This is a genomic window from Campylobacter sp. RM19072, from assembly GCF_024723485.1.
GTDB classification, from domain to species: Bacteria; Campylobacterota; Campylobacteria; order Campylobacterales; family Campylobacteraceae; genus Campylobacter; species Campylobacter porcelli.
In genome coordinates, this window is sequence record NZ_JANQCU010000003.1 from 41795 (window position 1) to 55851 (window position 14057).

Here is a 14057-nt window from a genome sequence, read left to right on the forward strand (position 1 = left end):
ACGAAAGGCAAGGCTAGCTTTGTAAGTTTTTTATATTTTTTCCTTCAAATTTTGTATGATAATTTTACCTATTTTTATTCAAGAGATAGTAGCCTAATTTTATAAAATCCTTGCGATTTTAGGAATTTTGTGTGAGCTATCGGCGGCAAGCCATACATTCTAGCATACTCACGGCTAAATTGTGTCCAGCTCTCATAGCCCACCATCAAAGCCACGCTATGAGCATCAAGATTGCTATTTAGGAGTATATTTTTGGCCTCTTCAAGCCTTAAATGCTTTATAAACACAAGCGGGCTTACGCCTGTTATCTCTTTGAAATTTGAGTAAAAAGATGATGATGAGATATTAAAATTTCTTGCTAAATTTTCTATATTTATCTGATTTTTATAATTCATTTTTATCTCATTAATGGCTTTTAAAATAATATTTTTCATACTTCCATTTTGCGTATATGAGCGTAAAAAATCTCCCCCATCGCCACTTAAAAGCAGATATAAAATTTCTTTTTTTATTAAATTTGCTCTGAATTTATCGCTATTTTCAAGACTGATAAGTCTAAATATCGCATTAAGCAAATTTTTATCTAGCTCTCCAAAAAATAGCCCCAAATCTTTTGTATTGTTAAATTTATTAATGCCAATTTCTTTGATTATCTCTAAAATTTCATCTACACTAAATGCGATTTTAAGGGCAAGATATGGTGTTTTTGTGATTGCTGATTTGGCGCTTAGATACATTGGGGCTATTAAGTAGCGACTATTGTCATAATAAAATATCTGATTTTTTATCAAAACCTCCTTTTGTCCGCTTAAAATCACGCAAAATGATGGCTCATAAAATGTGTGGCTAAATTGGCTTTTTTATTAATTTTATAAAAATATAGCCACTCAAATTCACTACTAAATACGCCATTTTGCGGAAATTTATCATCTAAAATATTACAAATTTTATCCATCATTACAATGCCTTTAAACATAGATATATTTAAAATAATAAAATTACTTATACAATATATTGTAAATTGGTTTAATTCATTTAGTATTAAATTTATTTTGCTAGACTTATGGGTAAATTTTTATTGGAGGAAAAATGAGTTTATATAATAGAAATCTCTCATCACAACAAAATGAGTTTAGTCGCACTTATGAGAGTGAGCAGTCTATTAGTGCTAGAGCGACATTTGTTAAGCAGACTTATCAGCTTCTTAGTGCTTCGCTATTAGCTGCGACTGTGGGGGCATATATCGGCGTTGATTATGTTAAAAGCTTTAGCTGGATGCTTTTAATCCTTGAGCTTGGAATGCTTTTTGGTCTATTTTTCACACGCAAAAATCCAACTTTAGCTCTATTTTTGCTATTTGGATTTACTTTTGTAAGTGGTCTTACTCTAGGTCCAGTGCTTAATACCTATATAGGTGCTGGTATGGGGCATATCATCACTCAAGCATTTTTGATGACTACTGTGGCTTTTGGTGGGCTAACTCTTTTTGCTTTTAATACCAAAAGAGATTTTTCATCGATGGGTAAAATGCTATTTATCACACTAATTGTGATTGTGGTGGCTGGGCTTTTAAATTTATTCTTTCAAAGTGCAGTTTTAGCCACTGTAATTTCAGCAGTTGGTGCGATACTATTTAGTGCTTATATCCTTTATGATACTCAGATGATTTTGCGTGGCGGATATGATAGTCCGGTGCTTGCGGCGGTTTCTTTGTATCTTGATATTTTAAATTTATTTATTTCACTTCTTAATCTTCTTGGTATATTTAATCGAGAATAAACTTAAGCTGCCTAGATGGCGGCTTAACTAAATTTTTAACTTTTTTTGCTATAATCACGGGCTAATTATACTATCAATCAAAGGATACTCGTGAGTTCAATTCTTCTTATTATTCAAGTTTTATTAGCGGTGATTTTGACTATTGTCATATTATTGCAAAAGAGTGCTTCTATGGGGCTTGGGGCTTATAGTGGGAGCAATGAGAGTTTATTTGGTGCTAAGGGGCCGGCTGGATTTTTAGCTAAATTTACATTTTTTATGGGCTTTTTATTTGTTATTAATACACTAGCTCTTGGTTATACCTATAATCAATCTTTGCGTGATTCGGTAGTAGATAGTGCTAAATTTGACTCGTTTAAATTGCCTGAGGCAGTGCCTACAGCACCATTAGCTCCAGTAATAGATAGTAATACAACAGCCAACTAAAAGGATAGATATGCTAAATGAAATTTACAATAACCAAAAACAACACAACGATAAGGCTTTAGAGGCTTTAAAGCGTGATTTTACCACACTTCGCACCGGCAAGGTAAGTATTAATATTTTAGATCATATTCATGTGGATTACTATGGTAGTCCTACGGCGTTAAATCAAGTTGCTACTATCTTAACTACTGATGCAAGCACAATTACTATAACTCCATGGGAAAAGTCTATGCTAAAGACCATAGCCGCAGCTATCCAGGCTGCAAATATCGGAGTAAATCCAAACAATGATGGAGAGAGCGTTAAGCTATTTTTCCCTCCGATGACAACAGAGGATCGCCAAAAAAACGCTAAAGAGGCTAAAGCTATGGGCGAAAAAGCCAAGGTAGCCATCAGAAATATTCGCAAAGACGCAAATGATGATATTAAAAAGATAGAAAAAGATAAAACCCTAAGCGAAGATGAGATCAAAAAAGGCTATGATGAGGTGCAAAAAATCACCGATAATTACATCGCTAAAGTGGATCAAATAGTAAAAGATAAAGAAGCAGAGCTTTTAAAGGTTTAATATGAATTTAGAATCAATCTATAAAGAGGCTGGAGCATATCTACAAGGGCATTTTTTACTAAGTAGTGGAAATCACTCGCAGTTTTATCTCCAAAGTGCAAAGGTCTTAGAAGATCCGATTTTAACAGGTGTTTTGTGCGATAAATTATTTAACAAAATTTCTCAAGCTGGGGTTGAATTTGATAGTGTTTGCTCGCCTGCTCTTGGTGGAATTTTAGCCGGATATGAGCTAGCTAGAGCTGGTAAAAAGAGATTTATCTTTACTGAAAGAGTAGATAGCGTGATGACTCTTAGGCGTGGTTTTAGCGTGAAAAAGGGCGAAAAATTCATAATATGCGAAGATATAATCACAACTGGTGGTTCAGCCTTAGAGAGTGCTAAGATTATTGAGAGTTTAGGTGGTATTGTAGTGGGCTTTGCAGCGCTAGCTAATCGTGGATTTTGTGCGGTTAGTGGATTAAATAATGAGAAAAAAGATAGTTGTAAATTGCCAGATGATAAGCCGCTTTTTGCTCTTGGTAATTTTGAATTTGAGATTTACCCACCTGAGTCTTGTCCATTGTGTAAAGATGGCTCAAAAGCTATTAAACCAGGGAGCCGTGGCAACGCATGAATAGAGCCATAGCCGCAAATATTTTTAGCAGAGTAAAGGCCTTTATCATGGATATGTTTTTTATCGCTGCTCCGCTTTTGTATATTATGACTTATGCTATTTTAAGTGGTAAAGATGAGTTTCAAAGCAATCAACTAGCCATCTTTTTAGTTTGGCTAGTTTTTGGTCTTATCCAATCTCTATTTTTTGCTTTTAAAGCACAAAGCCCAGGATATAAAGCCCAAGGGATCTATCTAGTTGGTTTAAATGGCAAGAAGGCGAATTTGATTATATACTTGCTTAGATATTTTTTCTTTATTACTACATTTATTTTTGGTGGATCGCTTTTTTGTTTTTTTAGAAAAGATAAGCGAAATTTGCACGATATATTAGCAGGGACAATCGTAGTTCAAAAGAGTTATTAAGAGTTTATTTATCTTAATTTGATATTATTGCACTTGCAAATTTAATTAAGGATTATGATATGTCAGTAACTTTCAAAGGTACAGCAGTAGAGTTAGAAGGAAAAGGTGTAAATGTAGGTCAAGTAGCTCCAGAAGTTGAGCTAGTAGGTAAAGATCTATCTACTATAAGCGTGGGCGGAGCAAGTGGCAAATATCAAGTATTAATAGTCGTTCCAAGCCTAGATACTGGAGTTTGTGCTACTGAAGCTAGAACATTTAATCAAAAAGTAGCTAGCAAAAGCAATGTAGAAGCTACAGTTATATCGCTCGATCTTCCATTTGCTATGGGGAGATTTTGCTCGACTGAAGGGATTGAAAATTTAAGAGTAGCTAGTGATTTTAAAGGTGCTAAATTTGGCAAAGAGTATGGCGTTTTACTAGCTAGTAGCCCACTTGCGGGGTTATTAACTCGCTCTATTTTCGTGCTTGATCCAAATGGCGTTGTGGTCTATAAAGAGCTAGTTAGCGAAATCACAACTGAGCCAAACTACGATGCAGCATTAAAAGCTATAGGCGGTGGCTGCGGCTGCGGTTGCTCTCATTAAGTAAATTTTAAGCGTGATTAAATTTATCATATCACGCTTTTTGGTGAAATTTTAAGTTGTGTATCGCTTTTAAATTTCACCATCTATCGCTATTTTTAAATCCATTTTCTACTATTTTGCTATTTAAAGATTTTTATTATTGTATAATTTTGACAATGAACTACCCTATAAAAGGAAAAAGATGAATTTAAGCCTTAAATTTAGACCAACTAAAATTGAGAATATGGTAGGTCATAAGGAGATTAGAGAGATTTTTGCTAAATTTATAGATAATAAAAATATCCCACATAGCCTATTTTACGGCACGGCTGGAAGCGGTAAGACCACTATGGCTAGGATCATTGCCAAGCAGATGGATTATGAATTTTTCGAGCTTGATGGGGCGAATTTAAAAAGCGAGGATATACGAAGGATTATAGCTAAATTTGACGGGTCGCTCTATTTGCCGCTTATATTTATCGATGAATTTCACCGCCTTAGCAAGACTCAGCAAGAGACTCTTTTGATCCCGATGGAAGAAAGAAAGTGTATAATAATAGGCGCCACAACTGAAAATCCAAAATTTATAGTAAGTAGCGGAATTCGCTCTAAAATGATGATATTTGAGTTTAAGCCGCTATCATACGCAGATTTAGAAGAGTTATTAAATGATATACAAAAAAATATCTATTTTACTATAGATGAAGGTGCTAAGGAGTATTTGATTAGCTCAAGCTCAGGCGATGCTAGAAGTATGTTAAATCTACTTGAATATGCCATAAGCGTGGATAAAAATATAAATTTAGATACTTTAAAAACATTGCGATGCTCTAGCTTTAGCGAAGGAAGTAGTAGCAAGGATACCCACTATAGCCTAATAAGTGCGATGATAAAAAGCTTAAGGGGTAGCGATGTTGATGCGTCGATATACTACCTTGCAAGGCTTATAGCAGCTGGTGAGGAGCCTGAATTTTTAGCTAGGAGAATGGTGATTTTCGCTAGTGAAGATATAGGAAATGCTAACCCAAATGCCCTAAATATCGCTACAAATGCTATGCTAGCAGTATCTAAAATAGGCTATCCAGAAGCTAGAATTATCCTAAGTCAATGTGCTGTTTATCTAGCTAGTTCGCCAAAATCAAACTCTAGCTATAAGGCTATAAATTTCGCACTTGATTATATAAGTAAAAATCCATCAATGCCGGTTTTACCATATCTTATCAATACAGATGTGGCTAAAAAAGATTATTTGTATCCGCATGATTTTGGTGGTTGGGTAGAGCAAAAATATATGCAAAAAGATATTAAATTTTATAATAGCAACTCTATTGGGTTTGAAAAAACCTTAGATGATTGGCTTTTAAAAATTAAAGGAAAAATTTAAATTCCAATAAAGATTAATAGGGTTTTTATAATCTTAATTTAAGTTTTGATTATGATTAAATTTGCTAGAATAGCCAGTTTGTAAATTAATTGGGGGGGGGGTAGAGGTTGCATAGAGAGCTATTTTATATCGCTGGATTTGATCCTAGAAGTCCAAAATACTACTACTCCATCTTTAAAAATAATATAAATAAAACAAGCGCAATAGAGCAAGATCAACTAAATTTAGGCAAACTAAAAAAAGATGAGCTATTCTATTTTGATATAGAGTATAAAGGGTGTAAGACTAGATATAATTTTTTAGCTTGGAATGATATAGCTAGTAAGCATTTTTGTAAGGGATTTTTAGATATTTTTAATGCACTTTTTGCCTCTTTGGTTGGACATCTTTTTTCTGGTGTATCACGCATGGTGGCTAAGCATTCACGCACTCAATTAATCGCTGGATACTACCCTATACTCTCTATTTTATCTATATATTTTTTTATTGGATTGATCTGTTATGTGCTTAGCAATTTTATAGAAAGTGTGATTTTATGGCTAGTAATCTCTATTTTTATACTCTATTTTAGTAGTAAAGCGATATTCTATCTTGGTAATAAAGCTGGGATATTTTGGCTACTTAGTATATATAGATTTTGCTATAGATATGCTAAGGGCGAGATTGATGGCATTGAAGCAAGAAATGAGAGCTTTGCTAATGAGATTATAAAGAGTTTAAAAAATAGTCAAAATATTAGTAGCGAGATTATGGTTGTAGCTCATAGTGTTGGGAGTATTATAGCTATTAGTAGCGTAGCTAATGTGATAAGAAAGTGTAAAGCCCTTGGAGTGGATATATCAAATTTAAAGCTTGTATTAATCGGTGGTTGCACACCTTTGGCATCTTTTCATAACCATGGGGATAAATTTAAAAACGATCTTGAAGTAGTAGCAAACTCTGGTATTACCTGGCTAGATTTTAGCTCTAAGATTGATGGGGCGTGCTTTTTTATGGTTGATTATGTCAAGCTTTTAGATAGAAGTGTTAAAAATTCGCCAAATTTAATATCTGTAAGATTTTTTAAAATTTATGATAAACAAACATATAAAAATATAAGGTATAAGTGGTATGAAGTGCATTTTTTATATCTTAAGGCGACTCAAATTCGTGGTGGATATGACTATTTTTACTTAGTTGCAGATCCTAACAAACTTGAATATAAGAAATTTTAAAGGAGCTAATATGGGAGTATGTCCATTTCATCCAAAACCACATAATAATAAGGCTGGATTGATAACGACCTTTTTGCTTAAACGCAGATCATGGCTAGATGGGCTTTATGTCAAGAGCTATAAGATGAGATCTGGTAGAGTGAAGATGCCTGGATTTGATCTATTTGTAGTAAATGACCCAAATGAAGTTCGCAAAATTATGATTGATAATGTCAAGGAATTCCCAAAAAGCGATCTACTTCACGAGCTTTTAAAGCCACTTTTAGGCGTGAGTATCTTTACTACCAATGGTGAAGTGTGGAAAAAGCAAAGAGAGCTTTTACGACCTAGCTTTGAGATGACTAGGATTAGCAAGGTTTTTGATCTTATGAGTAGTGCGGCTGCTGATATGATGGATAGATTTAGGAAGTATGAAGATGGCTCTATTATCGAAGTTGATGAGCATATGACTTTTGTAACTGCAGATGTTATATTTCGCACCATTATGAGTGCAAAGCTTGATGAAGAAAAAGGTAAAGAGATCTTACACGCATTTGTAACATTCCAAGAAGAGACCGCTAGAACGGCTATTAGGAAGTTTTTTTGTGTGCCACAATGGCTATCAAATATACTTGGAGAGAATAAAAGAATGAAAGCTGGAGAGATAATAAGGCAAAATCTCTCAAATATTATCAAGCCTAGATATGATAATTACGCTAATGATACGCATTGTGATATTTTATCATCGCTTTTACACACTATCGATGCTGATAGTAATCAAAGATTTAGCTTTGAAGAGATTTTAGATCAGGTTTCCATGCTATTTTTAGCAGGTCATGAGACTACAGCTAGTTCGCTTACATGGACGCTATACTGCTTAAGCCTTGATCAAGATGCACAGCAAAAGGCGTATAATGAGGTAATTAGCATTAATAAAGATGGCAAATTTAGCATCTCTGATATAAAAAATATGAGATATTTAACTAATGTTTTTAAAGAGGCACTTAGGCTATATCCGCCAGTTGGCTTTTTTGCTAGACAAAGCAAAAATGATACTAAAATTAGGGATAAGGTATTAAAAAAAGGCTCTGGCGTGGTTGTGGCACCATGGCTTATTCATAGGCATGAGGATTTTTGGGATGCTCCACATGAGTTTAGACCAGATAGGCATAATGATGATATTCCAAAAGAGAAGTATATGCCATTTGGGCTAGGTGAGCGAATTTGTATCGGACAAGGCTTTGCTATGCAAGAGGCGATTATAATTTTGGCTAATATTTTAAGAGAATTTAAATTGGAGTTAAAAGATGGCTTTATCCCTGATGTGGTTGGTAGGCTCACTGTGCGTTCGGCTAATGGCATGATGATTAAGATGACGCGAAGGCAGTGAATTTGAGATTAAAGGAGAAGATAGTTGGGACGGCACTTTTGTGTGTGCTTGTCCCGATGGCTATAATTGGGTATATTTATATTGTTATTGTTGGCACTTTTGGCGATCCAACTCGTGCTAGACAAGGCGTTAGAGCACTTGATCACTTCGTAAATGCTACTATATTTAATGGCTATGCTTGGGAGTCCGTATCTAGCCATGCGTGGAGAATGCGTCATAAAAGATGGGCTAAAATCGTGATATTTATCACAGATAAATTTCAAAAAAACCACTGCCAAAGAGCAAATAAAAGAGAGCAGCCAATTATCGATTTAATGCTAAGCAGAAGACTAAATGAGCAAACAATAGGTAAAAGAAAATTTGATAAAAGGCGTTGATTAGCCATTTATTAATCGATTTTAATGTAGAATTATAAACTACTCAAATTTGGAAAGATTATAAAATGAAAAGATTATTATTAATTTTAGCTATTTTTACAACTTCATCTATAGCTGCGGTGCAAACAGAATCTATAAACTCAGCAAATTCGGTAGTTTCATCTACTCAATCATTTACTACAAATACACAAGATTTAAACCAAACTACATATAATTTTCAGCCGGTACAAACCGTGTTTGGAGAGAATTTATTTAATGGTAATTTTACGATGGTTAGTCAGCATATCTATAATCCTGATTATATTTTAGCCATTGGAGATATGGTAAATGTGAAGCTTTGGGGGGCGTATGAGTTTGAAAAACAACTTACTATAGACTCTCAAGGAAATATATTTTTACCAAAAGTTGGTGTTATTAAGCTTTTGGGTGTGAAAAACTCAAATTTAGTCGCGACAATCTCAAAAAGCGTAAAAAAGGTATTTAAAGAGAATGTCCATGTCTATGCTGATATGGGAATTTATCAAAATGTATCTGTATTTGTAACTGGCAATGTCAATAGACCTGGTCTTTATCAAGGGCTTAGCTCAGATTCACTTATCCAATTCATAGATAAAGCTGGTGGCATAAATCCGCAGTATGGTAGCTTTCGTGATATTATAGTTGTTCGTAATAATCAGCCTTATAAAAAAGTGGATTTATATGATTTTATGGTTGATGGCAAGATAGAGATGTTTGCGCTTAAAAATGGAGATGTGATATTAGTAGGTAGCGTTGGGGCGTATATGAGTGCTAGTGGCGAGGTGCTTCGCTCATATAGATTTGAGGCAAAAGATAAGACAATGAGCTTAAAAGAGTTAGCTAGATTAGCTGGTATTAAACCAGTTGTTACTCAAGCGATTGTAAGAAGTCACGCAGATAATAGTCAAATTCAAATCAATAGCTATCCACTAGCTAAATTCGATTCTATTAACTTAAGGGCTGGAGATGCGGTTGAGTTTATGACTGATCACTCTGCTAGTGAAGTGCGTGTAAATATAGATGGAGAGCATAGTGGCTCTCGTGCGATAGTTATGCCAAAGGGTGCTACTCTTGGAGATTTGATGGATAAGATCGGCTTTAATCCACAATCAAATATAGACGCACTTCAGCTATTTAGAAAAAGTGTGGCTAAAATGCAAAAAAATTTGATTGATTCACACCTAAGAGAGCTAGAATCCATAGCCCTTACTACCTCATCAGATACAACCCAAGAAGCGCAGATTAGAGCGACTGAGGCTAAGGCGATTTTGGATTTTATAGAGCGTGCTAGAATGGTTGAGCCTAAGGGTCAAGTGGTGATTAGCAATAAAGATGATATTTATCAAATTGTATTACAAGAAGATGATACCATCTATATACCAACAAAGGATAATATAGTAATTGTCCAAGGCGAGGTATCAATGCCAGGAGCATTTACTCATGTGGCTAACTCTGATATTGAAGATTATATCAAGATGGCTGGGGATTTAAGCTCTAGGGCTGATAGCAGTAGAGTTATACTAGTTTCAGCCAATGGTAAAGCTGGTAAATTCAAAGCCTCTAGCGGAGAGGATGTCTATCCTGGGGATTCGATTTTGGTTTTACCAAAGGTAGAGACCAAAATGCTACAAGCTACAAGTATTTTAACTCAAATTTTATACCAATTAGCCATAGCTGCTAAGGTGGTTATAGATTTGTAAAAACTATAAATAGAATAAATTTGATTTATTCTATTTAATTATCTTTATTATTCAGGATCATCTGTAAATGGGTTGTTTTTATATATTATAGTATATCTACCAACAAAGATTAAAAAGAGCAATCCAACTAATATAGCTGGAATTGTAATATAAAAAATATCCCAAATTTGGGCTAAAAATAGCTTTGATATAGTAGCGATGGCTAGTAGAATAATTCCTATTTTACCACAGATTGGTAGGTTTAAAGTTGCTTGTCCGCTATGTCTAAGCGATGATACATTAAATACAAAAAAGATAAATCCTATAGTGCTCCAAATGGTAATCCCATGTAATATTGTGCTGGTAAAATTAAGCCCAAATAGCAAATCAACCCCCAAAGCTAGATATATTAGCCCGCTTCCAAATAATAAAATATAGTATATAAATGTATAATGTGTGCTTAGAAATACTCTATGATGCCATTGTGATATTTGACTTAGGATAATTAATCCAGCTCCAGCACAGATAAATCCAGAAGTAGTATTATCTAATCTTAAAATATCGCACAAAGCAAGGGCTAAAAGAGAGATATAGGAGATATTTTTTAAAATTGGATTTGGGATAAATATATATGAATTATCTTTAAATTTTCTATCTAAAGCCAATCTAGCAAGCACAGTACTAATCCTAAATCCAATTAAAATAATTCCACCCATAAAGCAGTGTATTAATGCATAGGGCTTAGGCTCGTAAATAACCCCATAAAATTCAATAAAAGCAATAAAACAAAGAAGAAAAATCAAGCTAAAATTATCATAATTCTTAGCTTTTATCAGCCAAATTAAGGTCGTTATAGCTATAAAGCTCCATAAAAATGCTATAAAAATAGAGCCATTAAAGCCTAAAATTTGAGTTGATAAAGCTAGAATTAATAATATAAATCCAATTACGCTATAAGGCAACAAACTCCCCTTATAATCAGCCCAATCGCTCACAGCAGTAAGCAAAAAGCCCACAAAAGCACTAGAGACAAAAAGCTCTATAAATATAAATTTATGAAATGATATAAAATCGCCAATATTAAATATCAGTATAATTGTCCCAAAAATAGCAAATAATCCACTCATTATAAAAAATAGTCTCATAGGGTGGATAAAAAAATCATAAATTAACTCTTTTAAACTACTAATCAAAGTAAATTCTCCCTTTAAATTCGCTATTAAAAAGCTCTTTTATAAATTTTTCATCTCTATTTTTTTGATTTATTTTTAGAGTTTTTTCTATTTGCATTTGAGTTTGTGATAAAAAAATTATAATATCAGATAGCTTACAAGCCTCATAAGCATCATGAGTAACTAAAATAGCGGCTTTATTATTTGATTTTATGGCTGAATTTAATTTCTCCATTAATATTTGACGCATGGTAAAATCAATACCACTAAATGGCTCATCAAGCAATATCAAATCCCCATTATAAGCCAAAGCTCTAATAAAAGCTACCCTAGCTCTCATACCGCCACTTAGTTCATTGGGATATTTTTTAGCATCTATTTTGCTAAGACCTAAATCGCTAAGGTTATCATATATCCACTTTGGATCTGCTCTTTTCATCACTAAGGCGATATTTTCATAGACGCTTAAACTATCAAAAAGGCGGTGCTCTTGAAATATATATGAGATTTTGCCACTATGATTTATAATTCCATCTTTTGGTTTTAAAATAGAGCTAATTAGCCTTAAAAATGTGCTTTTTCCACATCCAGAAGGACCAAAAAGTGTTACAATCTGACCTAAATTTAGACTTAAGGAAAAATCTTTAATTATAGGCTTTTGAGCTATATAATAGCTTAAGTTTTCAACTCTTAAAATACTCATCAACTCTCCTTAAGCCAAGGCAGAAATATAATCTTTATAGGCTTTATAAAAAGAAAATTAAATAGCAAAATAAACCCAATCATAATCGTAACATAAGCTAAAACTTCAGTAGTATCTAGGTAAGTTCTAGCATCTGCGATTTTAGCCCCAACTCCATCGCTAGCACCAAGTAGCTCAGCCATAATCATAATCTTAATTCCCATAGCAGTTATGATATTTAGCGAATTTAAAAGATATGGCAAGATATGTGGCAGATAGTAGGCTTTTAATCTTTTGAATAAATTTAATTTATAAGCGATACAAACTTCATCTAGCCTATCATCAAGAGTAATCACACTAAGCATAGAATTTGCAAAGCTTAAAGGAAAAATTGCTATAAATACAGAAAAAATCACACTCACACTTCCAATCCCAAACCAAAACAAACTTATAACAATCCATATAATTGGTGGAATGGCTAAAAATATATCCATCAGTGGTTTAAATAATCTAGCTAATGTCTTAAAGCTTCCAGCTATTACGCCTAAAATCCAGCCAATAATAAAGGCAAAAACTATGCTAATAGTTGTTCTATATATTGTTAGTAAAATTTGATTATCACTACTTGCGATAATCTCAAGTGAGCGTTGAAGGACATTAAGCGGGGCTGGTAAGATAAATTCCCCACTAATCTTAGAGCCAATATGCCACACTCCTAAAAATAGAGCTATGATTCCAAGCCCACTAAGTCCTTCTATTAGGTAGTTGCTAATTTTATGAAAAGCGTTAAGTCTTATGGCGTTACCATCTTGTGTTATCATAAATATATCTCTTTGCTAGGCATTTTTCCACCTATGAGTTTTGGATTTATATCATAGATTATGCTAAAAAATCTATCTAAATTATCAGAAATATCTTTACATCTATCCACTCTCAAATTGGCATAAGCTATAGCCTCTTTTATCGCTGGTTGTGGTACAAGTAGGTATTTAGAGCCAAATTGTGCTGCTAGGTCAGGACTAGAGTTTATCCATATTAAAGCATCTTTTAAATCTTGATGAAAAGTATTGAAAAATTCTATATTTTTTTGATAAAAGCTACCATTTACTATCAATCCAGCTTGCGGAATTATAGGGGCTTGCTTAAATGTATCAGCCCATATTTTTTGTATATCTAAAGCTCGTTTTATATCAACTCCATTTTTCTTAGCTGCTAAACCCATTGCCGATCCCATAGGCTCAGATATAAGGATATTATCAAAATCTTTTTTTAAAAACATCATCATCGCTTCAGGTGGAGTTTGGACATATGTGATATTGATTTTGTCTAAATTTATGTTATTTTTTATACATAATGATCTAAAAACAATATCTGGCAAATCATTTTTAAATGCCATAATTAGTTTTTTACCCTCTAAATCCTTTAATGAGCTTAAATTTTTATCCTTGCTAAATATGTAGTTTAATCCATTTGTTAAGATATTTAGCATCTTAATATCAAGTCCTTGATTTGCCAAATTCAGTCCTACATTTACAGGTGAGCTTGATAGCAAAAACGAATCACTTGCAAATCCAGCTCTTAATTGATCAGGATTTCTCCACTCTTTATAGTTTAGGTTTATTAAATCTTTTGCCATTCCTTGCTTTATTGCTACAGCCACAATAAGCGATATAATCGCAGGCGCATTCCAAATATCAACTCTATTTTTATTACCAAAGAGTAAATTTGGAATACTCAAAACACCCAAAGACCCAAGAGCTAAAATCGAACTTTTTTGTAAAAAATCTCTTCTATTATTCATCATTATCT

At 33.5% G+C, this 14057-nt stretch carries 17 protein-coding genes; 11 read left to right on the forward strand and 6 right to left on the reverse strand.

What is annotated here, in order from left to right:
- Window positions 1–74 precede the first annotated feature (74 nt).
- Window positions 75–818 carry an AraC family transcriptional regulator N-terminal domain-containing protein gene (locus CSUIS19072_RS02905; RefSeq protein WP_086293402.1) on the reverse strand — a complete coding sequence of 248 codons (744 nt, stop codon included), beginning with the start codon at window positions 816–818 and terminating at the stop codon, window positions 75–77.
- Window positions 815–958 (reverse strand): hypothetical protein, encoded by a 144-nt coding sequence (locus CSUIS19072_RS02910; RefSeq protein WP_180379373.1) that lies wholly within the window; start codon window positions 956–958, stop codon window positions 815–817. Before CSUIS19072_RS02910 ends, CSUIS19072_RS02905 begins: the two co-directional genes overlap by 4 nt.
- Before the next feature lie 131 nt (window positions 959–1089).
- Between CSUIS19072_RS02910 and CSUIS19072_RS02915 the strand changes: the two genes are divergently transcribed.
- From CSUIS19072_RS02915 to CSUIS19072_RS02965, 11 genes are all read left to right on the forward strand, one after another.
- Complete coding sequence (locus CSUIS19072_RS02915; protein WP_086237081.1) at window positions 1090–1779, forward strand: Bax inhibitor-1/YccA family protein; 690 nt, start codon at window positions 1090–1092, stop codon at window positions 1777–1779.
- Between the two features lie 90 nt (window positions 1780–1869).
- Entirely contained in the window at window positions 1870–2205 is a 336-nt protein-coding gene (secG, locus tag CSUIS19072_RS02920) for a preprotein translocase subunit SecG (RefSeq protein ID WP_086237080.1), read from the forward strand.
- Between the two features lie 10 nt (window positions 2206–2215).
- Window positions 2216–2773: a ribosome recycling factor gene (gene frr, locus CSUIS19072_RS02925; protein WP_086242332.1), complete on the forward strand. Its 558-nt coding sequence runs from the start codon at window positions 2216–2218 to the stop codon at window positions 2771–2773.
- A gap of 1 nt (window position 2774) precedes the next feature.
- Window positions 2775–3386 carry an orotate phosphoribosyltransferase gene (gene pyrE, locus CSUIS19072_RS02930; RefSeq protein ID WP_086242333.1) on the forward strand — a complete coding sequence of 204 codons (612 nt, stop codon included), beginning with the start codon at window positions 2775–2777 and terminating at the stop codon, window positions 3384–3386.
- Entirely contained in the window at window positions 3383–3790 is a 408-nt protein-coding gene (locus tag CSUIS19072_RS02935; RefSeq protein ID WP_086293404.1) for an RDD family protein, read from the forward strand. The genes pyrE and CSUIS19072_RS02935 overlap by 4 nt, the downstream gene beginning before the upstream one ends.
- 59 nt (window positions 3791–3849) lie before the next feature.
- The gene (gene tpx / locus CSUIS19072_RS02940) at window positions 3850–4374 is read left to right on the forward strand and encodes a thiol peroxidase (RefSeq protein WP_086237076.1); all 525 of its coding nucleotides are present in this window, start codon (window positions 3850–3852) and stop codon (window positions 4372–4374) included.
- Between the two features lie 181 nt (window positions 4375–4555).
- A complete protein-coding gene (locus tag CSUIS19072_RS02945) occupies window positions 4556–5737 on the forward strand; it encodes a replication-associated recombination protein A (RefSeq protein ID WP_086293406.1) in 1182 nt (393 codons plus the stop codon).
- 107 nt (window positions 5738–5844) lie between these two features.
- Window positions 5845–6951, forward strand: a complete 1107-nt coding sequence (locus CSUIS19072_RS02950) for an alpha/beta hydrolase (RefSeq protein ID WP_086237074.1) — start codon at window positions 5845–5847, stop codon at window positions 6949–6951.
- Between the two features lie 10 nt (window positions 6952–6961).
- Entirely contained in the window at window positions 6962–8320 is a 1359-nt protein-coding gene (locus CSUIS19072_RS02955; protein WP_086237073.1) for a cytochrome P450, read from the forward strand.
- A 56-nt stretch (window positions 8321–8376) separates the two neighbouring features.
- On the forward strand, window positions 8377–8697 hold the full coding sequence (locus CSUIS19072_RS02960; RefSeq protein ID WP_086237275.1) for a hypothetical protein: 321 nt from the start codon (window positions 8377–8379) through the stop codon (window positions 8695–8697).
- 65 nt (window positions 8698–8762) lie between these two features.
- On the forward strand, window positions 8763–10415 hold the full coding sequence (locus CSUIS19072_RS02965; RefSeq protein WP_086242337.1) for a polysaccharide biosynthesis/export family protein: 1653 nt from the start codon (window positions 8763–8765) through the stop codon (window positions 10413–10415).
- A gap of 47 nt (window positions 10416–10462) precedes the next feature.
- On the opposite strand, the gene CSUIS19072_RS02970 is transcribed toward CSUIS19072_RS02965, so the two are convergent.
- Genes CSUIS19072_RS02970 through CSUIS19072_RS02985 form a run of 4 tightly spaced genes read right to left on the reverse strand, consistent with a single transcriptional unit; the run spans window position 10463 to window position 14049 of the window.
- A complete protein-coding gene (locus CSUIS19072_RS02970) occupies window positions 10463–11587 on the reverse strand; it encodes an NnrS family protein (protein WP_086237071.1) in 1125 nt (374 codons plus the stop codon).
- Window positions 11580–12269 carry an ATP-binding cassette domain-containing protein gene (locus CSUIS19072_RS02975; protein ID WP_086237070.1) on the reverse strand — a complete coding sequence of 230 codons (690 nt, stop codon included), beginning with the start codon at window positions 12267–12269 and terminating at the stop codon, window positions 11580–11582. The genes CSUIS19072_RS02970 and CSUIS19072_RS02975 overlap by 8 nt, the downstream gene beginning before the upstream one ends.
- Entirely contained in the window at window positions 12269–13069 is an 801-nt protein-coding gene (locus tag CSUIS19072_RS02980; RefSeq protein WP_086237069.1) for an ABC transporter permease, read from the reverse strand. The genes CSUIS19072_RS02975 and CSUIS19072_RS02980 overlap by 1 nt, the downstream gene beginning before the upstream one ends.
- The gene (locus tag CSUIS19072_RS02985) at window positions 13066–14049 is read right to left on the reverse strand and encodes an ABC transporter substrate-binding protein (protein WP_086242338.1); all 984 of its coding nucleotides are present in this window, start codon (window positions 14047–14049) and stop codon (window positions 13066–13068) included. Before CSUIS19072_RS02985 ends, CSUIS19072_RS02980 begins: the two co-directional genes overlap by 4 nt.
- Between the last annotated feature and the right edge of the window lie 8 nt (window positions 14050–14057).

Coding starts and splice junctions, on each gene's coding strand:
- CSUIS19072_RS02910 (WP_180379373.1), bottom strand. CDS start 958: ATGATGGATAAAATTTGTAATATTTTAGATGATAAATTTCCGCAAAAT.
- CSUIS19072_RS02915 (WP_086237081.1), top strand. CDS start 1,090: ATGAGTTTATATAATAGAAATCTCTCATCACAACAAAATGAGTTTAGT.
- frr (WP_086242332.1), top strand. CDS start 2,216: ATGCTAAATGAAATTTACAATAACCAAAAACAACACAACGATAAGGCT.
- pyrE (WP_086242333.1), top strand. CDS start 2,775: ATGAATTTAGAATCAATCTATAAAGAGGCTGGAGCATATCTACAAGGG.
- CSUIS19072_RS02935 (WP_086293404.1), top strand. CDS start 3,383: ATGAATAGAGCCATAGCCGCAAATATTTTTAGCAGAGTAAAGGCCTTT.
- tpx (WP_086237076.1), top strand. CDS start 3,850: ATGTCAGTAACTTTCAAAGGTACAGCAGTAGAGTTAGAAGGAAAAGGT.
- CSUIS19072_RS02945 (WP_086293406.1), top strand. CDS start 4,556: ATGAATTTAAGCCTTAAATTTAGACCAACTAAAATTGAGAATATGGTA.
- CSUIS19072_RS02955 (WP_086237073.1), top strand. CDS start 6,962: ATGGGAGTATGTCCATTTCATCCAAAACCACATAATAATAAGGCTGGA.
- CSUIS19072_RS02960 (WP_086237275.1), top strand. CDS start 8,377: ATGGCTATAATTGGGTATATTTATATTGTTATTGTTGGCACTTTTGGC.
- CSUIS19072_RS02965 (WP_086242337.1), top strand. CDS start 8,763: ATGAAAAGATTATTATTAATTTTAGCTATTTTTACAACTTCATCTATA.
- CSUIS19072_RS02975 (WP_086237070.1), bottom strand. CDS start 12,269: ATGAGTATTTTAAGAGTTGAAAACTTAAGCTATTATATAGCTCAAAAG.
- CSUIS19072_RS02980 (WP_086237069.1), bottom strand. CDS start 13,069: ATGATAACACAAGATGGTAACGCCATAAGACTTAACGCTTTTCATAAA.
- CSUIS19072_RS02985 (WP_086242338.1), bottom strand. CDS start 14,049: ATGAATAATAGAAGAGATTTTTTACAAAAAAGTTCGATTTTAGCTCTT.